This is a genomic window from Leifsonia sp. NPDC102414 (assembly GCF_044765685.1).
Taxonomy (GTDB): domain Bacteria; phylum Actinomycetota; class Actinomycetes; order Actinomycetales; family Microbacteriaceae; genus Leifsonia.
In genome coordinates, this window is sequence record NZ_JBIWKN010000006.1 from 12,198 (window position 1) to 36,909 (window position 24,712).

At 65.6% G+C, this 24,712-nt stretch carries 20 protein-coding genes; 5 read left to right on the plus strand and 15 right to left on the minus strand.

Annotation, left to right across the window (positions count from 1 at the left end):
• The first annotated feature begins 448 nt into the window (after positions 1-448).
• A complete protein-coding gene (mobF, locus tag ACIRCZ_RS18585) occupies positions 449-4,420 on the plus strand; it encodes a MobF family relaxase (RefSeq protein WP_402855809.1) in 3,972 nt (1,323 codons plus the stop codon).
• A gap of 911 nt (positions 4,421-5,331) precedes the next feature.
• Here mobF and ACIRCZ_RS18590 read toward each other — a convergent pair.
• From ACIRCZ_RS18590 to ACIRCZ_RS18605, 4 genes are all read right to left on the minus strand, one after another.
• Positions 5,332-7,356, minus strand: a complete 2,025-nt coding sequence (locus ACIRCZ_RS18590) for a NucA/NucB deoxyribonuclease domain-containing protein (protein WP_402855812.1) — start codon at positions 7,354-7,356, stop codon at positions 5,332-5,334.
• Positions 7,357-8,086: 730 nt separating this feature from the next.
• Positions 8,087-8,770, minus strand: coding sequence for a hypothetical protein (locus tag ACIRCZ_RS18595; RefSeq protein ID WP_402855815.1), 684 nt, complete (start codon positions 8,768-8,770; stop codon positions 8,087-8,089).
• On the minus strand, positions 8,767-10,470 hold the full coding sequence (locus ACIRCZ_RS18600; protein ID WP_402855818.1) for a type IV secretory system conjugative DNA transfer family protein: 1,704 nt from the start codon (positions 10,468-10,470) through the stop codon (positions 8,767-8,769). The genes ACIRCZ_RS18595 and ACIRCZ_RS18600 overlap by 4 nt, the downstream gene beginning before the upstream one ends.
• The gene (locus ACIRCZ_RS18605) at positions 10,467-10,805 is read right to left on the minus strand and encodes a hypothetical protein (protein WP_402855821.1); all 339 of its coding nucleotides are present in this window, start codon (positions 10,803-10,805) and stop codon (positions 10,467-10,469) included. The genes ACIRCZ_RS18600 and ACIRCZ_RS18605 overlap by 4 nt, the downstream gene beginning before the upstream one ends.
• 195 nt (positions 10,806-11,000) lie before the next feature.
• On the opposite strand from ACIRCZ_RS18605, the gene ACIRCZ_RS18610 reads away from it, so the two are divergent.
• Positions 11,001-11,771 (plus strand): hypothetical protein, encoded by a 771-nt coding sequence (locus ACIRCZ_RS18610; RefSeq protein ID WP_402855824.1) that lies wholly within the window; start codon positions 11,001-11,003, stop codon positions 11,769-11,771.
• On the opposite strand, the gene ACIRCZ_RS18615 is transcribed toward ACIRCZ_RS18610, so the two are convergent.
• The 11 genes from ACIRCZ_RS18615 to ACIRCZ_RS18665 form a co-directional block, all read right to left on the minus strand.
• Complete coding sequence (locus ACIRCZ_RS18615; RefSeq protein ID WP_402855827.1) at positions 11,701-12,510, minus strand: hypothetical protein; 810 nt, start codon at positions 12,508-12,510, stop codon at positions 11,701-11,703. The genes ACIRCZ_RS18610 and ACIRCZ_RS18615 overlap by 71 nt on opposite strands.
• Complete coding sequence (locus tag ACIRCZ_RS18620) at positions 12,507-13,973, minus strand: hypothetical protein (RefSeq protein ID WP_402855830.1); 1,467 nt, start codon at positions 13,971-13,973, stop codon at positions 12,507-12,509. Before ACIRCZ_RS18620 ends, ACIRCZ_RS18615 begins: the two co-directional genes overlap by 4 nt.
• Before the next feature lie 174 nt (positions 13,974-14,147).
• A complete protein-coding gene (locus ACIRCZ_RS18625) occupies positions 14,148-15,656 on the minus strand; it encodes an SCO6880 family protein (RefSeq protein ID WP_402855833.1) in 1,509 nt (502 codons plus the stop codon).
• The gene (locus ACIRCZ_RS18630) at positions 15,653-17,089 is read right to left on the minus strand and encodes a hypothetical protein (RefSeq protein ID WP_402855836.1); all 1,437 of its coding nucleotides are present in this window, start codon (positions 17,087-17,089) and stop codon (positions 15,653-15,655) included. The genes ACIRCZ_RS18625 and ACIRCZ_RS18630 overlap by 4 nt, the downstream gene beginning before the upstream one ends.
• Positions 17,090-17,097: 8 nt before the next feature.
• Positions 17,098-17,904 carry a hypothetical protein gene (locus tag ACIRCZ_RS18635; protein WP_402855839.1) on the minus strand — a complete coding sequence of 269 codons (807 nt, stop codon included), beginning with the start codon at positions 17,902-17,904 and terminating at the stop codon, positions 17,098-17,100.
• A 23-nt stretch (positions 17,905-17,927) separates the two neighbouring features.
• Complete coding sequence (locus ACIRCZ_RS18640; RefSeq protein WP_402855842.1) at positions 17,928-18,482, minus strand: hypothetical protein; 555 nt, start codon at positions 18,480-18,482, stop codon at positions 17,928-17,930.
• On the minus strand, positions 18,479-18,970 hold the full coding sequence (locus ACIRCZ_RS18645) for a hypothetical protein (RefSeq protein WP_402855845.1): 492 nt from the start codon (positions 18,968-18,970) through the stop codon (positions 18,479-18,481). The genes ACIRCZ_RS18640 and ACIRCZ_RS18645 overlap by 4 nt, the downstream gene beginning before the upstream one ends.
• Positions 18,967-19,488, minus strand: a complete 522-nt coding sequence (locus ACIRCZ_RS18650) for a hypothetical protein (protein ID WP_402855848.1) — start codon at positions 19,486-19,488, stop codon at positions 18,967-18,969. Before ACIRCZ_RS18650 ends, ACIRCZ_RS18645 begins: the two co-directional genes overlap by 4 nt.
• Before the next feature lie 31 nt (positions 19,489-19,519).
• Complete coding sequence (locus tag ACIRCZ_RS18655; RefSeq protein ID WP_402855851.1) at positions 19,520-20,056, minus strand: hypothetical protein; 537 nt, start codon at positions 20,054-20,056, stop codon at positions 19,520-19,522.
• Between the two features lie 37 nt (positions 20,057-20,093).
• Positions 20,094-21,398 carry a hypothetical protein gene (locus ACIRCZ_RS18660; RefSeq protein WP_402855854.1) on the minus strand — a complete coding sequence of 435 codons (1,305 nt, stop codon included), beginning with the start codon at positions 21,396-21,398 and terminating at the stop codon, positions 20,094-20,096.
• A gap of 434 nt (positions 21,399-21,832) precedes the next feature.
• Entirely contained in the window at positions 21,833-23,035 is a 1,203-nt protein-coding gene (locus ACIRCZ_RS18665; protein ID WP_402855857.1) for an IS110 family transposase, read from the minus strand.
• Between the two features lie 242 nt (positions 23,036-23,277).
• Between ACIRCZ_RS18665 and ACIRCZ_RS18670 the strand changes: the two genes are divergently transcribed.
• The 3 genes from ACIRCZ_RS18670 to ACIRCZ_RS18680 all read left to right on the plus strand — a co-directional run bounded on the left by ACIRCZ_RS18670 (position 23,278) and on the right by ACIRCZ_RS18680 (position 24,488).
• Positions 23,278-23,622, plus strand: a complete 345-nt coding sequence (locus ACIRCZ_RS18670; RefSeq protein ID WP_402855860.1) for a hypothetical protein — start codon at positions 23,278-23,280, stop codon at positions 23,620-23,622.
• Positions 23,623-24,093: 471 nt separating this feature from the next.
• The gene (locus tag ACIRCZ_RS18675; RefSeq protein WP_402855863.1) at positions 24,094-24,309 is read left to right on the plus strand and encodes a hypothetical protein; all 216 of its coding nucleotides are present in this window, start codon (positions 24,094-24,096) and stop codon (positions 24,307-24,309) included.
• Positions 24,310-24,320: 11 nt separating this feature from the next.
• Positions 24,321-24,488, plus strand: a complete 168-nt coding sequence (locus ACIRCZ_RS18680) for a hypothetical protein (protein ID WP_402855866.1) — start codon at positions 24,321-24,323, stop codon at positions 24,486-24,488.
• Positions 24,489-24,712: the final 224 nt, after the last annotated feature.

Below are 24,712 nucleotides of genomic sequence, written 5' to 3' on the forward strand. Positions count from 1 at the left end.
CACCCCCAACACGTCGCCTCACGTCTGTGTCCGCGAAGCGGGGAGCCCGCCGGGCCTAACGGCTACCGGCCCGGCGGGCGCGCGAAGGACCCTGCGGTGCGCCCGACGACGGGCGCCCCTGCGGGGCTGTCTTGTGCGGGATAGGAAGACGACCTGCACGCAGGTCTTACTTCTTCTCCCGACTACGACAGACATGCGTCGTCGTAGTTCTCTTCTCTGTTGAGCGCCGTCTGAACGACGGCGTTTTCGAGCAGCAAGCTGCCGAAGAGGCCCCACGGAGAAGGAAGCACAGTTGGCATTAGTAATGAACGAGGTAAAGTGTCGATATGCACACCGCACGCAAAATGCCTTCTGTCGTGTGTTCTGTGTGCGCTGGGCGGCCGTTCCGCGGCGGTCGCCCGGTTAATCGTGCGGGCGGGTTTCGCGCGCGTCAGGCGGTGGTGTGCCGATGATGGGCGCGCAGCCACTGTCGGCGGGAGCCGGGTACGAGTACTACCTGAACGACATCGCCCCCGGTGACGTGCACCGGCAGCCGGGAACACCGCTGGCGGACTACTACACCGCCGAAGGCAACGCCCCGGGTGTGTGGGTCGGCGGCGGAATCGGCAACCTGGGCGTGTCGGGGCAGGTGACCGAGGCGCAGATGAAGGCGCTCTATGGAGAAGGCCTGCACCCCGACGCCGACGCGATCACCGCCCGCATGGTGACCGAAGGTCGCAGCGAGAAGGACATTGCCGAGGCGATCAAACTCGGGCGGGCGTACTACAAGTACGACGCGAAAGACACGTCGCTGCGGCAGGCGGTGTCCTATCAGATCGACGAATTCACCCGCGCGATGGGGCGCAAGCCGGAGCGGGCCGAGATCCGGCAGATCCGGATGCAGGAAGGCGCGATCGCGTTCCGTGACGCCTACAACCGGCAACCGATCGACAGCGAAGAGCTCGCCCGGTACGTGAACGCGGCGATGAAGCCGGGACAGAACGCGGTCGCCGGATTCGACCTCACCTTCTCCCCGCCGAAGTCCGTCACCCTGGCCGCCATGCTCGCCCCCGACGAGACCACCAAAGCGATCCTGGACGCCCACGAGGGAGCGATCGCGGACACCATCGAGTGGCTCGAGCGCGAAGCGGTCGCCACCCGCGCCGGCGTCAACGGCGTCCGTCAGCTGCGCGTGAAAGGCGGGCTGATCGCCACCCGGTTCCGGCACTTCGAGTCCCGCACCGGCGACCCTCACATCCACGACCACCTCGTCGTGGCGAACAAGGTCCAAGGCGTCGACGGGAAGTGGCGAACCCTCGACTCCAACCTCATGCTGAAGATGACCGTCGCCGCATCCGAGCATTACGACATGCGCCTGTTCGACCGCCTCCACGAGGCTGGACATCACTCCGTCGAGCGCGTCGTGACCCGCGGGAAGCGGCCGGTGACGGAACTCGCATCCATCCCCACGAAGCTCATCGACGTGTTCTCCTCCCGCGGCAGGAGCATCAAAACCGCGACCGAAACCCTGACCAAGCAATACATTTACGAGCACGGGCACGCCCCCGACACCGCCGCCCGTCGCGGCATCGACGCGCAAGCGTGGCGTGACACCCGCCCCGAGAAGGCCGCGCCCCGCACGGTGCGGCAGCTGAAGAAGGACGTCACCACGCAGGCCGCCATCCAGGCAGGTGAAGACGCCACCATCGTCTTCACCAACCTCGCCGGCGGCGACCTGCCGACCATCGAACCCGGTGTGCCGATCGACCTGAACCAGGCGGTCGATCAGATCATGATGACCGTCGAGGAAGCCCGCTCGACGTGGCGGTACAACCACGTCCACGCTGAGGTCAGCCGGTTCTTCCACCACCACCGCGCCCGCCCGTACACCGTCACCGAGAACGGGGTCACCCGCACGCTCGGACGGGATGAAGCCCACACGTTCCTCCTCACCCACGCGCTCGGCGAGAACGCGATCAAGGTCACCCCCGACCCGGTCCACGGTCGCTTCCAACCCCTCACCGAAGGCCACTGCACTGACTTCGCGGTCGACCGATCCGCCGTGTTCACCTCCACCCGTGTCCTCGACGCCGAGCACCGACTCCTCACCGCCGCTCGCACCGAACACGCCCAACCTGTACCTGTCACCGAAGCCCAGTTCGCCGCCGCAGTCGCGGCGAACCCGGGCAACGACGCCGAGAAGGTCGCGCTCGCTCGCTCCTTTGTGACCACTCGGACGCAGCTCGTCGTCGGCGTCGGGCCGGCCGGCGCAGGAAAAACACGCACAATGCGCCTAGCCGCGGCCGCGGTCCACGAAGCCGGCGGTCGCTTGATCGGACTGGCCCCGTCGAAGCAAGCGGCGAAGGTGTTCGCCCGCGACGTGCGCGTACCCGCGTACACTGTTCACGCGTTGCTGACCGCGCACCGGGAAGCGGCCCGCGAAGGCCGCACTGTGTCCGACAAGTACGCCATCCGACCCGGCGACGTGTTCGTCATCGACGAAGGATTCATGGGCACTACCGGCGTCCTCGACCCCGCCGTGAAACTCATCCTCGACGCCGGCGGATACGTCCGCGGCCTCGGCGACCACGCCCAGAACGCGGCCGTCGGCGGTGGCGGCATACTCCGCTGGATCGCGAAAGACGTCGGCGCCGTCGAGCTGGAGAACATCTACCGATTCACCGACCACGCCGAACGCGACGCGTCGAAGATCCTCCGCGAATCCTCACCCGCCGTCGACCCGTTCGCCTGGTACAAGGACAACGGCCGCATCATCGCCGGAACGAAAGACCGCATCGCCCAAGTGCTGTTCGAGGACTATCTGGCCGACCTCGCCGCGGGGAAGGAAGCGGTCATGGGTGCCCCGACCCGGGACTACGTCGACGAGCTCAACGCCCGCGCCCAAGCCCACCATATGGGTAACGGCACCGTCCGCGGCCGCCGCGGCGCACGCCTGTCCGACGGACACCAGGCGCACGTCGGCGACCGCGTCCTCACCCGACTCAACACCCAAGACCTGCTCATGAACGGCGGCCGCGACCGGGTCGACAACGGCGACCTTTACACCGTCACCGCCGTGCACCGTGACGGGTCGCTCGACGTCCGTCACCTGCACCACGGCGGCACCATCACCCTCCCCGCCGACTACGTCACCGAGCACACCGAACTCGGCTATGCGTTCACAGGCAACGGCCTCCAGGGCGACACCTACGGCGGCAAGGGCGACGACGGCCTCTGGGTCGACGGCACCGGCCGGGTCATCCTCACCAAGAACACTACCCGCGCGAACGCGTACGTGCTCGGCTCCCGCGCCACCGACCTCAACGTCTTTTACGTCGAGGTCGAAGAAGGCCAACACCCCGACGAAGTCCTCGCTCGAATCGCAGGCAACGTCGACACTAACCTGTCCGCGCACGAGATGATCGAGGTCGAATCCGACCGCATCATGAACTTCAGCAACTTCGTCGACGAGCACGCCGACCTGGTCGCCCAGGCCAACGAGCAACGCTTCGCCAACCTTGCCCACCGTGTTCTCGGCCACGCGGCGAACGCATTCACCGGCGGTGAAGCGTGGGATGCCGTCGCGGCCGGACTCGCCCGGGCCGAACGGTACGGACTCGACCCCGCCGACGTCCTCACCACCACCTACAGCGAACGCAGCTTCGACCGAGCCGAAGACATGGCCGCCGTCCTCTCCTACCGCATCGAGAACCACCTCGCCGAGCTCGAAGAAGCCGAGATGGTCGAGCCGTTGCCGGAGCTGGGACTGGACACCGGCTGCTACGAATGGGCGGTCGACCGCGCCACCGTGTACAGCCCCGACCTGCCCGACGAAGTGCGCGAACAACTCACCGCCCGCGCCGAATACATCGACCAGCGGATGACGCTACGCGGCGCGGAACTCGCCGCCGAACAACCTGCTTGGACGAAGCAACTCGGACCGGTCCCCGCCGACGCACGCCGCCAGAAACGGTGGATGCGGCTCGCCGCAGAGATCGAACTGTTCCGCACTCGCTACAAGGTCGACCCGACCATTGCGGACGCGATCCCCAAGGAGTTGCGCACCGATCATGAACTCGGCAAGAACCTCGCCGTGCGGGTGATCGCCCAGCATAAGTCGACCACGATCAGCAACGCTCGCGGCAACACCAGCACCCTCGACACCACACACATCGACCGTGTTCAGGCGCTCCGCGACATAGTCGAAACTCGCCGCCCGATCGCTCCCGCCGAGACCGTCGCCAACACTCTCGACCCCGATCGTCAGCGACGCGCCCGGGCCAAGCAGCTCGCGGACCTCGACGCCAGCATCAACGCTGCCGTCGAACAGGTAATCAAACGCCGCTCCGATCCCGAAGACACTGCCGCCCTCGGCGACGCCCCGCACGCAAGCTTCGTCCGGGAGTCACCCCCTGTCCGAGGCCGCGGGCCACGACTCTAGGCGGGCCCCTTCTAGGCTGAAGGCGCGACCAGGTATCGACCGAGCCGTTGGGTGCGGTGTTCGCCATCCAGTAGGACGAGGCTCGCCGCATCGCCGCCGATGAGCGGTGCCAAGGCAGCCTCACCTGCGGCAACTTCATCGACCCGTGTACCTGATAGCTAGACCTGGCGTACAGCGCGCCCTCCGGGAGGAGTGCGGCGATCTCCAATACGGTCTGGTCTGGCCGACCCCGTAGCTGGGCAGTTGATCAGGTTCAGCCCGTCTACAGGCCTGAGCGGACTTGCAACGCGGGAAGCCTCCTTTGGTCGATAGTCCAGGTGTGCTCGGCCCGGTTCCAGACTGCCGCCCCATCTTCAATTGACTGAATCGACCACGTGATGAATGTGCACAGTGATCGGCCTCGGAACATGTCCGTTGTCGCGGGATCCCATGATTCAGGATTGGTGCGGCGGACCAGCGGGGGCTCCGCTATAGGACCGTTGCAAAAAACGAATCGTCCCCAATTGTCGTGGCTGAGGGGCAGCCATCCCTCCGTGAAGTCGAGGACGTCGGTGGCAGCATCTGAATTGATCCCGGGGTCCTGGACGAGCGCTTTGTATAGCGTGAGTGCGTCCTCCAGCGAGGAGTTCTCTAAGAAAGGGATGGGCGCCGAAGATGGGCCAGAGGTGGTGGGAGGGTGCCAACCGTTTGCCCATCCGAACCAGACGACAAGTTCGTCGGGAGCGCCCAGCCCTGCTTCTCTCAGAAGACGAGCTATCTGCGGTGGAGTCAGCCCTGGTTCCATCATCTCGCTCAGCGGAACTCCGGCGTCCACCAATGTTGCGCTGAGTTGCTCGAGAAGTGAAGCAAGCGCGTCCGCTCCCGATGGGTTTGCAGTCGGTCCGTCAGGGGTGTCGAGAATCATCACAACCTCACGGTCGGGCGCAGACAGGGGGCGCAGTTGGTATTCCAGGCGGAAGAGGAACGACTAAGAATTTCCTTCCAGCTTGGTCCGTTGGAGGTACCGACGCGAAGCACTGCTTGACGAACGCGCTGTACTTGCCGCCTTGGGCTGCATTGTCTGCGGAGGGAATCATTTTGAGGGAAGGTGCACCGTCGGGGTAGCCCTCATTGGTCGCGAAGTATGGATACTCGTCGCATTGCATACCGGCCTCCGGCGCTGGGCATCCCGGTGCTCCGTACCAGGATGAATTCCTTGTCTTGCCTGCCGCAGCCTTCTCCGCAGCACTTGCATAAGTGAGTTTGAACCATGACGGATTGGCAGCAATCGCTTCCCGGTCGTGCTTTGTGCCCTCGGGCGAGCTACTGCCGGTGAAGAAGATCGGCGATTTATCGCACGCGTCGTCGGAGACGCCGGCGGCATCCTGGTATGCCGCCAAATATTGCTCACAGGTCTCCTGGCGGATCACGTCGATGTCGCCAGGGGACGCGCCGCTGATAGGAGACGTCGCAGGCGGCGGGTCGTCCGCTGGGTCGGGCGGGGTTGGGTTCTGCTGCGCGCGACCTTCTACGTTGGATTCCCAGACCGGGTCTTGCCGAGGCGGCGCACTCTTCGGCGCGATTTGCACTGTGCCGGACGAGGTCGAGCAAACGACGTTGTGCAGATCAACCCAACTGCATCCGCTCGGGAGGGGAAGGTCGTAGTCGATGTCGAGGGAGGGATTCGCGGCCTGGGTCGACGACGCCTGTGCGATCCCGGCCGCGACGAGCATGTTAGTGATTTGTCTCGCCGAAAGGGTTCGGAGGTAGGGGCTCAGGAATTGCGCAACAGTCTTGCCCTCATTCGTGGCCTCCAGGCAGGCGAGCTGCTGGTCGTTCACGGATGACCCTTGTTGATGGGACCCGACGGGAAACAAGGTAATGCACGCTTCCATCGGTTCCATCCCGGATATTGCGGCAAGAGCCATCGATAGCGCCGAATCTAGGTCGTGTCCGCCTTGGATGTTTTCACTCACCGGAACCCAGGCAGACGCGAGGTCTGGGCCTCCCCCACCACTAACTCGTGCTCGCACGGCCGTAATCGATGCTGACGTTGGTGTCGAGAACTGGGCTGTCCCTGTGCCTGGGCCGCCGTACACATCCTTTGAGGCGAGCGAATGCACCGTGCCATCGCCCGAGTATCGAGCGTCGAGATAGACCACACAGAAGGACCACACAGCGGAGCAAACCCCGCCGTACTCCATCAATCTGGCGTACGACGCCGTGATGCTGTATAGAAGCGTGCCGGAGGAGTTCCGACTCATCGAATCGATTGCTAGGCCCACCGACGGTGGCGCCCAGCCGTCGGCTACTGAGATCCAATCGGTTACGAGGTCTGGGCCACCGCCACCGGTGATCCGCGTTCGCACCGCGGCGACCTGCGGCAGAGAAGTGACCGACGTGAACTGAGCGCTGCCCGTGCCGGTTCCGCTGTAGAGATCCTTCGAGCCGAGCGAATGAACGCTCCCGTCCCCCGCGTACCTGGCGTCGAAGTACATCACGCAGTACGACCACACCGCCGAGCAGACACCGCCCGCTTCCATCAAGTGGGAATATGTGCCGGTGAGATCGAACGAAATCGACCCGTTTGTGGTCCGGCTGATCGAGTTCACGCTAACCCCGACCGATGGAGGTTCCCATGGGTCAGCTACCGGTACCCAATCCGAAACCAAATCAGCCGTATCGGTGCGGCCGACAGTAACCCGAGTCCGCACCGCCGAAATCTTCGGAAGCGATGTGGTCATTGAGAACTGGTTAGAGCCTGTGCCGTTGGTGCTGTAGAGATTCGCAGAACCGATCGTGTGGACCGTGTCGTCGGCAGCATACTTCGCCTCGAGGATTAGGGCGCAGTTTTGGAAATACGCGGCACATACGTTTCCACTCGCCGCTACCCGCGCATATGACCCAGTGATGTTGTAGCTGATACCGCCGCTCGTGGTCCGACTGATCGAGTTCACGGTCAGCCCCACGGATGGCGGTTCCCACGGGTCAGCTACTGGCAGCCAATCCGACACAAGGTCGGGTGGGTCCGAGCGTCCCACTGTGACGCGCGCCCTTATCGCCGAGATCTTCGGAGCTGAAGTAGTCGATGAAAATCTCGTGGAGCCAGTGCCGTTGGTGCTGTAGAGATTCGCAGACCCGAGCGCGTGGACAGAACCGTCCCCCGCATACTGGACCTCCACGTAGACGTTGCAGCTTCGAAAGTCCACCGCGCATATATTGCCGCTTGCCGCTAGGTCCGAGTAGTTGGCATTCACGTCGTAGGCCAGAGATCCAGAGGCTGTTCGGCTCAGGGCGTTTACCGTGACCGAAGCCCCTTGTGAGGCGTAGGCAGGGGATGACCCACCCAATGTCCATGCCAATCCCGCTACCGCAGCAACGGCCACCATTATGCCGACCACTCGTTTCAAGCTGTCCCCCGGACTTTTCGAAATGGCTCGTATTAAGGCGAACCTAGGGGGCCGGAACGAGCGCTGTCCATAACCCTCTTCGAGTCACATGTCGACAGTCGCAACATGAACCTCGTGACCGCCTAGCGAAGCTACGGCGACCCCTACGCCGCCGGGAAGCTGTGTGCACGGGGCGAGAGGTCCAACGGCTGCTCAGGGGTAACACCCGAGAAGAGGAAACGTGACGATGCCGACGACCGTGTGGCCGTCGGCATCGTCACGTCCGGTCCAGCCCGGCCTAATCGCCGCGAGCATCCACTCCGGATGCGTCGTCAGCGTCTCTGGTTGGGCTGGGCGGCGTCGGTGCTGGCGAGAGCGCGTCGTTCACAAATGCGTTGAACCGATCGTCGTCGCGCCGGTTCGGGCGCACGGTCGGACCGTCCCAGGTTTCGCTGTCGGTGGCGGTCGGAAAAAGGCCCAACTGCTCGAGCCTGGTGAAGGTGGGGAACAGGCAGCGTTCGTGCCATTCAACGAGCGTGAACGACGGTTTCGACGCTTTCCGTTGGTACGCGGATTGGTGGGCGACCATCAGTGCGGTGAGCAGTTCGACCGCCACCGGGTGCCGGTACCAGTTGGGGACGAGGCGCACCTTGTCGGCGCCGATGTGGCGTAGGTAGCGGTCGTCGAGCCAGGCCACCCACGCGTAGAGCTCACGCCAGAGCTTCCCCTTTTCCTCCGTTTTCAGAGACGCCCATGCCCACTTCCCATCAGGGAGCGCGTTCATTTGCTCTTCGAACTTGTCCTGGCGTTCGGACTGCGCCTTGACCGCTTCGGACAAGGTCTTCAGGTGTCCGGCCATGATCGCGAATGGGTCGTCCGGGTCAACGATCTGACCCGTGCCCGGGTCCACGTACGGCTCTGTGTCGTCGTGCTCGCCGTCGAAGTAGGCGTCGTATTCATCGTCCGGGGTGTTGTCGCTCATGCTGCCATGTCCTCCGTTTCATCGGTTGCTCCGGCCGCTTCTCGGCCGGCGCGTTCCAGGTCCCGCACGCGACGTTTGCCGTACTCGTACAGGTCGGCGTCCTCTGTCTCCCAGTAGGCGGGCAGGTGGATGCGGGCGGCCCGGCGGGAACGGTAGAACAGCAACGCGTCTCCATCGCGCAGCTCGTGCAGGTCGTCGGGTCGGATACGTCGCTCCCATTGCCCACCGGAGGCATCCGCGTGACGGATGCGCCGATCGCCGGCGAGCTCGGACATGTCCCGGAGGAAGGCGATGTCTTTCAGGCCGCCGAGGATCAGCAACTCGGTCGCGTTATTGATCACCGTGCGCGCCGATGGTTCGCCGTAGCGAGCGACCAGCTGCGGGAAGTCCTGGTAGATCGTGGTGAGGAAGATTCCCTCACCGCGGCCGGTGGAGACGAACCGTTTCAGCGACGGGATCGGGCACACGTTGTCGGCTTCGTCGAGGATCGGCGACAGCGGCGGGAACAGGAATCCCCGCTCGCTGCGGGTCGCGGCGATGGATGCGGCGTTCAGCATCGACTCGACGAGCGCGGTGAACACGGTGGAGGCGGGTGAGTCTTCGCCCTTGCAGATCAGATAGAGCGTGTCTGTCGTGGCGTGGAAGGTGTCGCTGTTGAGCATCTCGTCCGGGTCATCTGATGGGCACACGGCCTCGAGGATGGACTCGACGGCGAACGCGTTGAGGATTCCCGACGCGGACATGTCGGTCGAGGACACGGTCTCGTCCGCCTTGCCGCGGCAGTATTTCATCAGCAGCCGCTCCCACGAGCGTCGTGCTTTCGGGTTGTCGGTGAGGATCGTGTACGGGGTGTCGTCGGAGAAGTCCGACATCCAGGTCATCACCTCCCGCATGGTGAGGCCTTCGACGGCGGCCGCGTGAAGCATGCACTGCAGCACGATGATCACTGCCTTGTGGAAGAAGCCGCTGTTCGACGATGACGAGTCGCCCTGCAGGGGCCGGGCGGCGACGATGGCCGTGGCGCGACGGATCGCTTCTTGCGGGTCTTCGCATCCGGCGACGATGTCCCACCGCACCTTCCATGGCCAGTACGTGAGTCCTTCCGGGTCGAACACCACCACACGAGAATTCGGGAACAACTTCATACGGATCCCTGCGGTCAGCCGCAGCACATCTGGTTTCGTCGACGTCGTCACCACCGGCCCGACCGCCCGCAGAATCTCTCGAACGACGAACCGGACCGTCTTACCTGACCCGGACGGAGCGAACATGATCCGGATCTCCTCGTACATGTCCCGGAACCAGACCCGCCAAAACCGGCCGATGCGGCCAAGGGGCTGGCTGTGCCGGGCGGTCAGTGGTGCGCGGCCCGGGTGCGACTTCCGGCGCACGTACCGGTTCAGCGCACGACCCGACGCTAACCCGTCCCGGCCACGCCAGCCGACGAACACGGCCGCCACCCCCAGCAACGTCAGCAGCAGGAACACACCGACCCAGACACCGGTCCCGGCCGGGACCGGGGTGCCAGTGATGAACCGCGGCAGCAGGGTCGGCAGCCACAACGGGTAGGCGTACCCGGTGGCCGCGAACAGGTTCGCCAGGTTCACGGCGATCGGGATTCCGACGAGAACACCGGACCCGAGCACCAGAAGCGCGACAGCCCGGCGGGCCAGCAGGAAGAAGGTGCGGGGGATGTTCAACGGTTGTCTCCTCGTTGTTCGCGGGCGTTGGTGCGCCACCGTTGGTTCGTGTCGTGCAGCTCGAGCTCTTCCGGGGTGGCGACGACGTGTACGGGGATGCCGGGAGCTTTGGCGACCTTGATCAGTGCGTTCCCGGCGCCGGGTGGTGTTTTCGGTCGGCCGCTGTTACGTCGGCGGGCGCGGAACGAGCGGAGCGTACGCCAGCCCGCGACGGCCTGGTGCTCGACGTCGGAGAGGCTGATCGCGGTGGCGTCGAGCGCGTGCAGGTCCGTTTTCGCCAGCCCGAACAGGCGGATAGGGTGTCGGGAAGGGTGAACAAACCGGTCGGTCATCACGGAAAGGAATCTATGGTCTCGACGATGCGGCATCAGCGGTTTGCGCGTGATGAAGACGGCAATGTGTTGGACGCCAACGTGGTAGCCCCGGCGGGGCTCACCGGACCGTGGAGTTGCACAACCGTGGGATGCTCTGTCCGGTATGACAGGGTCAGGGGTGCGTTCTCGCGGAGCAGAAATGGGAACCAACACACCGTGAACGGTTCGTTCGGGGTTGTCCGAGGCGACGTTCACGATCTGACACTGCCGCATGAGGTCGTGCCGCCTGCGCAAGGTACCGTCCATGTCGACGATGGCACCCGCCGGCACATCAGCCGCATCTTCGGTTTGCAAGGCCCCGAACCTGATCCGCGCGAGACCCCCGCTACCCAAACTGGCGCCGTACGGACCGAGCATCAGTATGGACCCGACGTGCACGGGCTGCGGGCACTGGTACGCACCGCCCGCGAGTACGAGGCGAACCCGGCCGCTTTTCGTGAGCGCAAGTTCAGCGTGCCCGGTAGCCGTGCAAGGTACTTCTGGAACGAGTTGTGGACTGGCCCCGATCGTTACGCCTATCGGCGCACTCTGACCCAGATGAATGCGCAGGTCCAGGGCCTGGATGTCGCTGCATACTTTGTCGAAGGATTCGCTCGCGACTCGATTCAGGTCGTCCGCGCGGCGGCAGAACGGTGGATCAAGCTGAAGTTGGACACCGATTTTGAGGACAGCGCCAGGGAAGAGATTCAGTTGCATCTGCCCTACTCGGAGGAGAATCACGACCATCTGCAGCACATCACATGGCAAACCCCGCTGGCCATTTGGTCCCATCGCGTCTATCGCACGGACGCGAGCTTCGTGCTGCTGACGGCACCGGATTGGAGCCATGTCCTGGCCGACGGTAGCGAGGGAATGATCACCGCACCGCGACCACAAGGCGTGAACCATCGGCAGCTCCCTTCTGCAGATGAAACAACGGCCGGATAGCTCGCGGATCGTATTCGGCGAACGTCTCGTCGTCGACGGTCTGGAACCAGGTCAGTACGTCAGCGAGTGTGGCGAACCCCTTGCCGGCCTGGTGGGCGTGATTTGCAGCGCATGAGGTTGTCTGTGCCTCCCACGTGCCGTCCTTGTTAGATCGGACGATGAGGGTCGCCCCAGCAACCATGGGCTCGACCTCTCCGTGCTTTGGAGCTGGGATGACAGCTACCCGTTCGCTGAGGTATGTCCCCCACGCCAAGCGAGACCCGACAAGGTTGTCGAACGACCTCTCGGCTGAGACGGTGGCGACATCGACCACCGGTCCGCAGACAAGACGCAGCGACGGTCCGGTGTCGGTGTCGTCTGGATGGTACAGAGCTGTGGTCGCTTCGAATTGACAGATCTCGGCGATCCCGGCGGATGACATCACCTGTTGGCAGGCATCAAGGACATCCTGGAGGTGGGGCCCCGTGACGGCGACCGTAAGCGTCGACGGCCATGCAGGGTGACTTGAGGACGTGGCAGGTACACGGTTCAGCCGGGCCAGACCGGAGGTTCTGAGATCAACAACGTAGTCCGGCCGAGCCTGTCCCGTGTCAACCAGGAACTCGGTGACGACACCAGGGATTCCGTTCCAATCGACATGTCGGACCTTACCTGCGGCCTCGCCAATAGTGAGTTCCCGGTCATTCTGGCGGCGAGCAATGTCCGGTGCAGTTGCGCGGCCGGTGCCCTCGGTGTTCATCGGTTGTCTCCTCGTTGTTCGCGGGCGTTGGTGCGCCACCGTTGGTTCGTGTCGTGCAGCTCGAGCTCTTCCGGGGTGACGACGACGTGCACGGGGATGCCGGGAGCTTCGGCGACCTTGATCAGTGCGTTCCCGGCGCCGGGCGGCGCTTTCGGACGCCCGTTGTTTCGTCTCCTGGAGCGGAATGAGCGGGGGGTGCGCCAGCCGGCGACGGCCTGGTGCTCGACGTCGGAGAGGCTGATCGCGGTGACGTCGAGGGCGTGCAGGTCGGTCTTGGCCAGCCCGAACAGGACGAGCATCCCGGCCTTCTCCGCGAACGACAGGGCGAGTACCCGGTCTGTGCGGGTCGGCAGGGCGTCGGCATCTTTCGGGGAGTGGGTGATCTTCACCTCGCCGACGCCGGCGGAACGGTTGGTGCGGGCGAGTTGGTCGATCATCTCGGCCAGGCCGGGAGCGAGGCCCATCGGTTTCCAGAGTTCGTCTTGGACGATCAGCGGGGTCACCCATTCGGCCAGGCCTGCCTGGGACAGGTCCCAGAGGGCGTCGACGGCGGCGAAGCCGTGCGCCCACACGGCGATCATCAAAGCGGCGAGGACCTTGTTGTCCGCTCTGGCCATCGTGGAAATGTCGACGCAGACCCCGCCGGGGATCCCGGCCGGGATCGCCGTGGTGGTGCGGCCGCCGAAGATTGCGCCCATCGGCCCGTGCAGAATCGACCGCAGTGTGCGCAGCAGCCGCCTGGTCGCTTTCTGGTATTGGCCGGTCGTGTAGGTGACGGCCGCGCGTTCCAGCGCCGGGTGCCCGCGGGTGAGGATCTGGTCGAGCTCGTGCAGCGACGGTTTGGTGTAGCTGTCGTGCGCGATCGCCACGGCGGTGGTGATCAACGTCTCCTCGAAGTCGGCCAGGTCGCCGCCGCGGGTGAGACGGCACAACGCGATCACCAGGGTCGCCGCCTGCTGCAGCGCCAGCGCACGCAGCTCCCCCGCGACTTGGTGGCCGGGCTTGTAGAGGTCGGTGCCGTTGTCGTCGACGCCGGCGTGCACCTGCTCGACCTGTTCGATCTGCTCGGCGGCGTCATGCAGGGCACCGAGGGCGAGCGGATTGATCGAGAACTCGCCGGGGGTTGCTTCGATGACCAGGCCGCCGAGCGCGCGGATCGTTTTCGCGTATTCGCCCTTCACGTCGCCGAGGACCATCGAGGGGATGCCCTGGTCGGCGAGGCCGATGATCCACCGGGTGACGAGGGTGGACTTGCCGAGGCCGGGGAGGCCGAAGATCATTGCAGACGGGTTGGAGATGAATCCGGCCTTGAACCAGGAGATCGGGTCTCCGTAGACGAGGGACGAGTTGGTCATGTCGACGCCGAGCGGGACGCCGGTGTCGGGGCGGGAGGAGCCAACGATGAACGGCCAGAGCCCGCACACCTGCACGCTGGCTGCGACGAACGTGGCGGGGGCGGGCATCAGCCGCCATCGGCCGCCGCCGACGCCGGCGTAGCCGCGCCGGGTCAGCGGCAGCCGCCGCGGCGGCCGGTAACGGTGTGCTCGCCGTGTGTGACGTGGAAGCGCAGCAGGGTCGATCGGCTCGTGTCGGCGCGGTCGGAGGCGGGAGGTGGAGGGTGTCGTCATCGGCTGGTCCTACTTCCAGAGGGGGTTGTCGGTGAATTCCCACGGGATGATCCCGAACGGGAGGGTCATGTGGAAGGCGGGGGCTTGGAGTCCTTTGACTTCGCGGACCCGCATCCGGGAGGAGGTCAGCAACGATTTGAGGGTGTTGCGGGCGCGGCGTTCGATGTCGGTGGCGAGGGCCGGGTTACTGGGGGTGGCGTAGGTGGCGGTGGCCATCATGGCGAAGGGCACCAGGGAGGCGCCTTCGGCGAGTTGGTCATCGAGCGCGGCGGCGACGCGGCCGTCGCGCCGGTTCGTGGCAGTGCGGCGGCCCTTCTTCTGCGCTTGGGTGAAGTCTTCGGCTTTCACCGCGGACTCTGCAGTTGTTTGGCCCTTCTCGATCGTGACCGGCTGGTAGAAGATCGTGACTCGTTTCCGCAGGAACACCGGGTTCGGTCGGAGGAGTCGGAGGAGGTGGTTTTCGTAGACGATGCCGCGCGGTGGTGTGCGCATTTCGAGGGTGAAGGATGCTCCCCCGTCGTGTTGCAGGGTTTCGCGGGTTTCGGCGAGGAACGCCGGTCCGGCGTCGTCCCAGCCGAGTTCGATGGCCTGGTTACGGGCGCGGAGCCGGTCGAATGCGTCTTGATGGGCGGGGTCGTAGGCCAGGCGTGCAGTTTCGACGAGATCGGCCTCGAGCATGGGTTCCGGGTCTCCTGCCCCGGCGGCGGCGAGGGCGTCGACGTGGTCGGGCAGGCGTTTGGCGAGCTCGACGACGACGTCGTCGTTGTTCCCGGTTTCGATGCCCATCGCGGACCGTTTCCACACCAACGTCACATACCCGGTCAAGTCGGACGTGTTCGCGGGGAGCACGTCGACGAGGACGTCCATTATCTGGGAGGCGGTTGCGGGTGCGTTCGGGTGGCGGGCGCCGGCGACGTTCTCCTCAAGATCCACGCCGGTGGCCGGGGCAGTGTCGATGGTGACGGTTGCGCCGACGAGCCCGTCGTCGGGGCTGACCCGGTCGTGCAGCCAGGCGGCGAACTTCGCCACCATCAGGTCGACGTCGTCTTGGTCGGTGGTGCCGACACCGTCCGGGTAGCAGCGCAGGGTCACGGCGAACAGACCGCGGGAGCGGTAGTGGATGACAGCGAAGTCGCCGTTGCGTCCGTCGCGACCGTGCAGGATCTCGGTGTCGGCAAGCACGCCCGGCAGGGGGTGGCCGCCATAGTTGCCGGCGAGAGAGTTCATCACCCCGGTGATGTAGTCGGTCTCACCCGCTTTTGCCCGCTTCTTCTGGTTGTGCTTCTCCGACCGGCGGCGGGCGAGGGTTTTCCCGTCGTACTTCCACCCGTAGAGCGCTTCGAACACGGTCAGAGCTGCCACCAGCACGAGCGTGGCAATCCAGGACTGGGTGCGGGCTTGGACGACGAGGATCAGCAGAATCCCGACGAAGAGACCGGCGGTGCCGAACAGGGTCAGTTTGAACAGGCCCGGCGACTTCTTCTCGAACCAGCCCCCGTAGGTGAGTCGTCGTGTCATGAGTGTTTTCCTCCGATGGTTTCGTCGAGGTCGTCGAGGCTTTCGCGGGCGGTACGGCCGACGCCGCCCGAGATGGCTTGCGCGGCCTGCTGGCGGGCGTAGATCTTTTCCAGACCCCCGTCGCTGCGTCGTCTCGGCCCGGGGTCGTCTCGGTCAGCGGGAGAATTCGTGTTCGCTGCCGGGTGTTGTTGCGCCCCTGCCGGTGCAGACCCTGACGTAGCCGGTGGAGTCGTGGTGGTGGTGCTGCCGCTGGCCGCGGGGGCGCCGGAGGGCGTGCCGGTAGTCGCGCCGGGGGCTGTCTGGCTGTCAGCACCGGTCACCGTGCCCGTGTCTCCGCCGACCGCCGCACCGGCGCCGCTGGATGCGGCGGCCCCGTTCGGCGCAGTCGCGGCGGAGCTCTGCGCGGCCGCCCCGGCACCACCGGCTTTCGCAGCACCGAACGCTGCCACAGCGGCGCCGGCGGTGAGGACTGCTGCACCGACAGCGACCGCGGTCTCAGCGACGGTGATCGCGGCTTTCAACGCGATCGCGCCGCCGTAGGCCTTGCCGAGCGCTTCGGTGTGCGGTGCGATGATGCGGAAGATCGCGGGCAGAGCGAAGATGGCGAGAACTTCGAGGATCATCCCGGCGATGGAGCCGCCGATGCCGTCGTACCCGGACTTCAGCCGGAACGCGGTGACGTAGACGATCGCGGCGGCGACCGGGTAGATCAGGAATGCGATCAGCCAGGCGGTGATCTTCTGGAACATGGCGGGCGCTTTGCCGCCCAGGGTGGCGACCGCTGCGGACAGCGGCCACACGCCCACGAACAGCGGGATGAGGGTGGCCCGAACGAGCATGATGCCCCACTGGATGAGCACCCCGATAATGGCGATGAACGCGGCGATCAAGTACACGCCCGGCATCGACGCGAAAGCGACCGCCTCGGTGGCTGAGGCGTTGGCGGTGATGTCGCCTTGCTGCAGGATCCAGTTGGTGATGCCATGCACGGCTAGGTCGAGGACGTAAATGATGGCGGGGCCGGCGTTGCTGACGATCAGCACGGCAACCAGGGACACTCCGTATTGGCGGGCGCGATCGCCACGGAGCGTGACCATCAAGTACACCGAGGTGATCAGCATTCCGATCAGGGTGAACAGGCCGGTGAACACGAGCAGCACCCCGGACAGCCATTGGGCGGTCCCGTCGGGGTTGTTCAGATCGACCAGATTCGGCATCTGCGTCCAGGACGTCAGAAAGGACAACTCGAACTGCTGCCACGACACCAGGAACGCCGAGGCGATCCCGTTCAGGACCGCGTTGCTGCCATCGGTGACTGCGTCCTGGACACCGGTTTGGATGTTCGCGCCGATCTGCGCCACTCTGCACGCGCCGTCGAACCATCCACAGTTCAGGTTGACGTTCTCCGCCGGCGCGACGACCGGGATGGTCATGGTGGAGCTCATCGGGTGGTTGCCGGGGTTTCCCAGCGGGTGAACCCGGTCGGGTCGACGGTGATGTCGCCGTTGCGGGAGGTTTGGCCGTCACTGGTCAGCTGCACTTTCCAGTCGCCGTCAACCCAGGCGACGGTGACGTCGTAGCCGGTGTACTGGCCGCGCTGCGGCCAGTACTCCACCAGGAGCAGCACCGCCTGATCAGGCCGGTACGACTCGACCTTGAACCCGACGACCCGGCCCCATACCCGTCCCTCCGGCGGTTGCGTGGCGTACGTCTTCGTCAGTTCCGCCGTCGCGGTTTCGAGACCTGCGTTCTGCACGAACTGGGTGGCGAGGATCTTCTGCGCGGTGACGGTGTCGACCGTGCGGGTGGACTGAATGATGTTCACCGCCGCCAGAGCGGCCCCTGCCGGGGAGTGCTGGAAGCACTGCGCGATCCCGTCGACGGTCTTCGTCGGCCCGATCGCGGCGGAGGTAGGCCAGGCGTTCCCATACAGTGCCGTCCAACTGATGTCGGCTGGGCCGGCCTGCGGAATCTCCGTCGACTCGACCGTCGCCGGGCACACCGATGCAGATGCCGGTGCGGACGGTTTTGTGGTCGTGGCTGGTGCCGGTCCTGCAGCCGGCGTCGGTGCACGGTCGGGGAAGGCTACCCAGATCGCCGCGCAGACCAGCAGCAAACCGCCGACGACGCCCCAGGACGCCCACCGGGTCCACTTCTGGCCGGGACCGCCGGCGAACGTGGACACGTCCCGCCACGGCCGCTGCCCGGCCTCGTGCTTATGCTGACGATTCTTCTTCGATGTGCCCATCAGTGGTCCTCCTCTCTTGGCGGTTAGGCGCCGAGCCCTGCGGCTGCGGGGAAGAAGGCGCCGGCGATGGTGGTGGCGAAGGAGGCGACGATGGCACCGGCGATGAACCATTTGAATTTCTCGACGAAGTGCTCCATGCCGTTGTGCCGGTACGCGAGGACGGCGCCGAGGGCGAGGCCGAGGATGCAGAGCACGGCGGCGATTCCGAGAACCCAAATGGTGTAGCCGATGATGTTGTTGACGGTGTCCCCGACGCCGGGGATCGCTTGCGGGGTGATGGTGAGCTTCAGGGACGGGAAGAAGATCTCCACGATTCGGGGCGCGTTGGAGCCGATGATCGCACCGATCAGCCACCATTTCGCCTTTTCCATGAACTGTTCGCCTTGGCTGTTCTTGTAGGACTCGAACCCGGCGAAGCCGATGAACAACAGCCCGAACAGGGACGCCACCGACACCAGCCAGAGAATCCAGCCGAGGATCGTGTTGATGGTGTCGGAGACGCCGGGGATCTCCTTGCCCTCGATGGTTGGCAGCAGCCCCGTCGCGTGCAGGTCGGTGAGCAGCGTGATGGTGTTCATGAGTTCTCCAAAGAGTTGGCGTAGTGGTTGCGGAAGCGGGTGATGAATGCGGTGGCGTCTTTCGCCGTGGTATCGGTGGGGTCGGCCCGCCAGGCGGCGACGAAGGGGCAGGTGATGGTGGCGTTGGCGGTGCCGGTGATGATGTAGGCGCGGTCGGTCAACGGTTTGGGCATTCGGCCAGGGCTGTCCCGGTTGAACACGACCAGTTCGAAGAGGCCGCCAAGGCTGCCGAGCGCTTGTTGGATCGCTTCGAGACCGACCAGGTGGGTGCGGCCGACCAGGACCGGCAGGTGTCGGCGAGGGACGGCGGCCGGGTCGATGGTTGACCAGTGGCCGCCGTCGACGCCGAACAGTCCAGCGAGGAGGGATGCCCCTGCTCCCCCGTGCGCGGCGTAGAAGGTCGGCAACGGACGTCCGCAGCCGATCGAGCAGAACCGGACATCCCGGTCAGTGAGCTCGTGCCCGCAGTGCACACACGCCCGGGTCATCGTTCCGCCACCGGTCGCGGTTCGAAACCGAGGGTGCGCAGGTCCCGCCCCACCCAGAACCCGGCCGGCCAGCCGGCTACCGGTGTTGGGATGGGGAAGATGCCGTAAATCAAGTGGAATCGGGCGGTGTAGGTGGTGCCGTCGCCGAAGACCCACACGTCCGCATCCGCGACGCCGCCGCGGTCGCGGATCGCGCGGATCAGTCCGCGCACCCTGTCCGTGTTCGGATGATTGTGGACGGTCACGGACAGCTCGGCGGGGTGGGCGTCCTGCAGGGCGAACCATTCGTCGACGAGCTGGTGCGTGCGAAACAGCACCGGCCCTTCACTGGTGGGCTCGTGCTGCATCCGGCCGTTGACGGCCGACGTCAACCAGGACGGCACCCCACAACCGGCCGGCAGGCTCTGCGCCCACCCGCCACCTGTCACCGAGAGTCCAACACGGGACGCGTGCTCGAGGTCGGCGGCCGAGAACCCAGCGCTGTCGGTCGCCGGTCGCCTGGTGTGAATGCTGGTCATGAGTGCTCCTGATTGACGGCGGGTGAGAGAACTAGCGGATGGTGGCGGTGTGTCGGCCGCGGCCGCGGAGCCGTGCCCCCACCCCGATCGCGCCGAACCCGGCGGCGAGGAGCGCCGCCCCAGCAGCGATCAGCGAGGCGTCGTTCAGCCCGGTGCGAGCCAACTCGGGTCCACCCGTGCCACCGCCCGAGCGGCCACCAGTGGTGCCGGACCCGGTATCGGCCGGGTCCCCGGTTCCGGGCGGGAACATGCCCGTGTCGACCGCTAGGTCGTTGTGGTCCGGGCCAGGGAGGTCCACATTGGGGATCTCGACGTCGATCGGGTCAGCGGGGTCGGTCGGATCGACTGGGTCGGCGGGGTCGATTGGGTCGACTGGCGCGGTGGGGTCCGGGAGGGGATCACTGGGGCTGATGTCGTCGTCGCCGGCATCGTCGTCGGCGAGGGTCGACTGCAGGTGCGCGCTTTCCTGCGGTGGTGGAGTGTCGGCGGTTGCGGTGAGCGCCGGGCCTGTGAAGGTGAGTGCGGCGATCGCGGCGGCGGTGAGGGCCGCTTTGAGAGGGATGGTCATCGGTGTTCCTTTCCTGACGGTGCCCGTGCTGGGCGGTTCAGCGGGGTGCTGAAGTTGAGGGGAAGACAAGGACCCGTCCGGCGCCGGTAGCGACCAGCGCTCTCGCGGCGATCGTGCCGACGGGGGTGATCGTCGGGGTCGCGGCTGTCTTCTCAGCGGTACCGGTGGCGGTATGGAAGAGGGTGGGGGTGGTGCCGGTAGCGCCGTAGAAGGTGTCACCGATCGCGGTCGACGCAACAAAATCCGTGTCCGTGGTCGCGCTCACGGTCCCGTCGTCCAGGGTGATGATCGTGTCGCCGATCATCGCCGTCGACCGGTCCGCGGTAACCACGAGCGGCGCCATGACGGATGTTTCGGTGAGCGGATGCGTGCCGGTGAGGTTTCCGGAGCTGTCGTGTGCGCCGAGAACGGTTGTCCCGTCCGGCAGCGACCAGACCACGACGATGATGGTGGGCCTGCCGGCCAGCCACCGTGTCACGGTCGCGTGCTCGACAGGCGGGGTGAGGGCGGTGGTGCTGATCAGGGTGCCGGCGGCGGACGCCGTCAACACGGCTCCACGGGCGGATGCCCACTGCATCGCACCATCCGGCAGCGCCGCCAGCGGCACCGTTCCCGGCCGCGGCGACCCATACGGGGCGAGGCCATCCACAGTGAGGACCGACACCTGAGTGGGTGTGGTGACGAGGACCCCGCCTCCGCGGACGATGACCTTCGCATTCGTGTCGATCGGGACCGTGCGCGGGCTGATGTCCTTCCCCGCCCAAACCAGCAAGCCCGTCTCCCCGACCGCAACCAACACCGGCGTCTCCCCGACCTGGCCGGCAAGCACACCGGAAGCGCCAGCGAGCGTGCGCGTGAAGACAGTGTCCCCAGCAGTGTTGACCAGCCGGATCGTCGTCCCAGTGCGCGCCAGTAGTCCGGTGCCGTCGACCGCGACCGCCACCTCGTCGACGTGGAAGCTGCTCGACCATGCCGGCGACGTCGACCAGCCCGGCAACGTCCGCCAGGCGCCCGGTCGCGGGGTCGACGACTGGGCGTGCTTGACTGCCGCGTCCGGCAGACCGGTCATCGCGGCCGCGACCCCGGCAACACCGCACGCGAGCACGCACGCCACCGCAACCGACACCGGAATCAACCAGCGACCCCGTACCCGCCTGCTCTTCATCGCGGGCTGCGGCACGTGCACGAGCGCCCTGGATGCAGGAGCCACCGCAATCGGCTTGGTTGCCGCCGGCCGTGTCACTTCCATCTGCGTCTCGGGGGTGAGGGAAGCCGCATCCGCAGCGTCCTCGGGGCTGTCCTCGGTCGCTGCGACCATGGCGCGCACCGTCGTACGCTGCACCGTCTCTTCCATCGCAGGGTCAGCGGGCGTCTTGTCATCTGCCGGCGGTGCAGCTGGTTCGTCGTGATGGTGCTGCACAGGTTCTCCGCAAACCCCGCAGCACACTGCGTCAGCGGTGAGCTGTCCATCGCATTCAAGACAGCGCGCGGGCTGCATCATCCGGCCTCCTCATCAGGCGTCAGGTCTGGTGAGGGTCAGCCGTGCCGGGGATGAGGTCCGGCACGACTGCCCTCACCACACAGAAGGGAGCACACGCGCAACACCGAATGCGCTCCCGTCCCCTTCTGCCCGATGAATCAGACAGGAAGGACGACACCATGACCACACCCGAACGCACGCCAGTCCGCACCTATCCAAGAACCGTCGCCCAGTTTGGATCGGCGTACCCGGAGCCACCGGTCGATCCGATGGACGACCTGCAGTGCGATTCTCAATCAGGTTGTCAAGGTGGGTTGGGGTGCGGCGGGGTTGAAGGTTGTGCCGTCGCGGAGCATGGCCCAGATCACGTTCATCCGTCGACGGGCGAGAGAGATGATGGCTTGTTTGTGCGTCTTCCCTTCCTTCCTTTTACGGGCGTAGTAGGCGGCCGAAGCCGGGCAGTTGGTGGAGGCGATAAACGCGGCGAGGAAACACGCGTTCATGAGGCGCCGGTCGTAGCGGCGCGGCCGGTGGTGGTTGCCGTTGATCTTCCCGGAGTCGCGTGGGGCGGGCGCGAGGCCGGCGAAGCTGGCGAACCGGGCGGCCGTGCCGAACGCGGTCAGGTCCGTGCCGGTAGAGGCGAGGAAGTCGGCGGCGAGTCGTTTTCCGAAGCCGGGGATGGACATGAGCTGATGAGCGAATGGATGCTCGTCCAGTCGCGCTTCGATCTGCGCGTCGAGTTGCATGAGCTCTTCGCGGAGGCGCAGCAGGTCGGCGGCGATCTTCGCCACCAGCGCCGCGGCGGCGGCTTCGCCATGTACGACGGTCAGCTGAGCATTTGCAGCCTCGAGCGCTTTCGCGGCCATCGGGGCGGGCATACGGACGCCCTGCCTTTTCAACCAGCCCGTCATTCGGACTTGGCCGGATGCGCGCATCGCGGTGGCGGTCTGGTAGCGGGTCAGGAGGATCAACGGGCCTTTTGTCGCGGCATAGTCGAACGCGCCCTCCATGCCAGGGAAGTAGTGCAGCAGCATGGCGCGGAGTCGGTTGATGGTGCGGGTCCGGTCGTGAACGAGATCCGCTCGACGGTGGCTGAGGATCTTCAGCTCGGCGGTGACATCATCTGGGACACGAATAGCTTCAAGGTCACGACGAACGCGTGCTTGGTCGGCGATGATCGACGCGTCCTTGGCGTCGGTCTTAGCTTCACCGCGGTAGGTCTGCGAGGCATGGTGAACCACGCGCCCGGGGATGTAGAAGAGCGTCTGGCCGTGGTCGGCGAGGACGGCTTTCATGAGTCCGGCGCCGCCGTGGTTGAGGTCCGTAGCCCAGAGGAGTTGCTCACCGTCGGCGACGGCAGCGACGTCGCCCAGCAGAGTGAGGATGTCGACCTCAGTGTTGGCAAAGCGTCGCGAGAGGCGCTTGGTTCCGTGCTCGTCTATGACGAAGCAGTGATGGTGTGTCTTTCCGGCATCGATTCCGGCCCACAGTCGTGGCACGCAGATATCCCTTCTTGTTCATGGATGCGGTGCGCGCCATCAACGACCAAGCCGGCATGTCCTTACGCAGCGATTGATTCGCGTTTCTCAATTAGCGGTCGTGCCGTTGTGGGCTCCCGGGTGGCCAATCGCACTAAGCCATCGGAAGGCAGATTCCATGCCAGCCATACCCGGAAACCCTGGCGCGTTCCGAAGCTTACAAATGCCCCGGACCCGCGTCTCAACGGTAAGGATTCCTGCCAGTGAGCGCCGCAACATCAGACTCCGAGCCCATTTCCCCAGCGGCGCAGAACGGTGAGCTCGCGGAGTTGTCCGATCAGGAGCTCACCGACCTGGTCATCGGCCTGCTGGCCGAGGGGCAGAAAGTGATCGCGTCCCGGCTACTTCCGCCGGACCCGGAACGCGAGTCGGGTCGGCGTGCCCAGGCCGAAGGGTTGGCCGAATGGTACGAGGAACAGAACGAGCTGCTCGCCGCCGGGTACCGGACGGTGCAGTGGTCGACGATCCGGCACCCCGAGATCCGCACTGTCCAAGAAGTCGCCATCCTGCGGCCTGTGCGGGTGAGTGAGCGTGGAGGTGGCCTCTGATCGCACGATACACACAGCCACGAACTGACCACACACGCAGAAGCGACCCGAAGCCAGTGGCTTCGGGTCGCTTCGTTGTTTCTGGGGCTACTCGCCCGCTAGCTGATCGGGATCACGGAGTCGGAGGGGTCTCGTCGGTAGGGCTCTCCCCCAGCTCAGCGTGCGCGGCTGCAATCGTGCGACTGCGGATCCATGGTGAGAGTTTCATCCCTGCGTGAGCTGCCGCCCGGACAACGAGCTCCTCCTCGGCCGCGGTGAAGCGCACAGGCCGTGCTCGCCCCAACGGGTTATCGGCCGGTGGCCGACCCGGTTTGTTCGCCATGCTCACCACATTACCGTATCCCCGATATTGACGCCCTGCGCATTATCGGTATACATTAATAGTTAATGGGATACGAAAATTGTTGAGTCCACCACTGCGCGAACATTCCCTTCTTGTGAGGGAAGGAACCGAGATGAAGGAGGAGCTGTATGTCGACGATCGCTATTACGTCTGTTCCGGTGTCGATGCCGGATCTGTTTGTTGTGCCGTTGGGTGATGGGCGGGCCGGGATTCTGGATGAGGAGGCGGCTGCCCGGCTGTTGCGCGCTATTTTTCGGCCCGAGCGCGGGATGTCGCCGCGTCGTCGGGAACGGGCGGAGGCTGCTGGTCTTCGGGTTAGTGAACGCGGGACGGTGGCGAAGTGATGCATTGGACGGTGCTTGTCGGCCTGATCGGTATTGCCAGCCTGATCCTCTGGCTGGGAGTGACGGAGCTGCGGGCCGCGGCCCGTCGGGATGACACGGCGCTGGCGTTCATCCGGGACCCGGCCGACCGGGAGCGCCTCGCCGATCGGACGGCAGCGTCCTTCCGGGTGAACGTGTGAGTGCCCGGTTCCGGACGTCCCGGGCGAACGCGCTCAGCGGTGGTGTCGCTGCGGTCGCAGCGGTCGTCACGGCGGCTCTGCTGATGGTGACTGACCCTCCGGTCCGCGCGGACGGTGCGGGCCGTGGCCTATGGGGCGTGTGTGCCGGCGGCGCAGGGAACGCAGCTGCTGCTATGGGGACTACTCGACCGCTTTGGGGTAATGACCCAGCTCCTGATGAGTCC

Coding starts and splice junctions, on each gene's coding strand:
- mobF (WP_402855809.1), top strand. CDS start 449: ATGATGGGCGCGCAGCCACTGTCGGCGGGAGCCGGGTACGAGTACTAC.
- ACIRCZ_RS18595 (WP_402855815.1), bottom strand. CDS start 8,770: ATGAGCGACAACACCCCGGACGATGAATACGACGCCTACTTCGACGGC.
- ACIRCZ_RS18615 (WP_402855827.1), bottom strand. CDS start 12,510: ATGAACACCGAGGGCACCGGCCGCGCAACTGCACCGGACATTGCTCGC.
- ACIRCZ_RS18620 (WP_402855830.1), bottom strand. CDS start 13,973: ATGCCCGCCCCCGCCACGTTCGTCGCAGCCAGCGTGCAGGTGTGCGGG.
- ACIRCZ_RS18625 (WP_402855833.1), bottom strand. CDS start 15,656: ATGACACGACGACTCACCTACGGGGGCTGGTTCGAGAAGAAGTCGCCG.
- ACIRCZ_RS18630 (WP_402855836.1), bottom strand. CDS start 17,089: ATGACCATCCCGGTCGTCGCGCCGGCGGAGAACGTCAACCTGAACTGT.
- ACIRCZ_RS18635 (WP_402855839.1), bottom strand. CDS start 17,904: ATGGGCACATCGAAGAAGAATCGTCAGCATAAGCACGAGGCCGGGCAG.
- ACIRCZ_RS18640 (WP_402855842.1), bottom strand. CDS start 18,482: ATGAACACCATCACGCTGCTCACCGACCTGCACGCGACGGGGCTGCTG.
- ACIRCZ_RS18645 (WP_402855845.1), bottom strand. CDS start 18,970: ATGACCCGGGCGTGTGTGCACTGCGGGCACGAGCTCACTGACCGGGAT.
- ACIRCZ_RS18650 (WP_402855848.1), bottom strand. CDS start 19,488: ATGACCAGCATTCACACCAGGCGACCGGCGACCGACAGCGCTGGGTTC.
- ACIRCZ_RS18655 (WP_402855851.1), bottom strand. CDS start 20,056: ATGACCATCCCTCTCAAAGCGGCCCTCACCGCCGCCGCGATCGCCGCA.
- ACIRCZ_RS18675 (WP_402855863.1), top strand. CDS start 24,094: ATGTCGACGATCGCTATTACGTCTGTTCCGGTGTCGATGCCGGATCTG.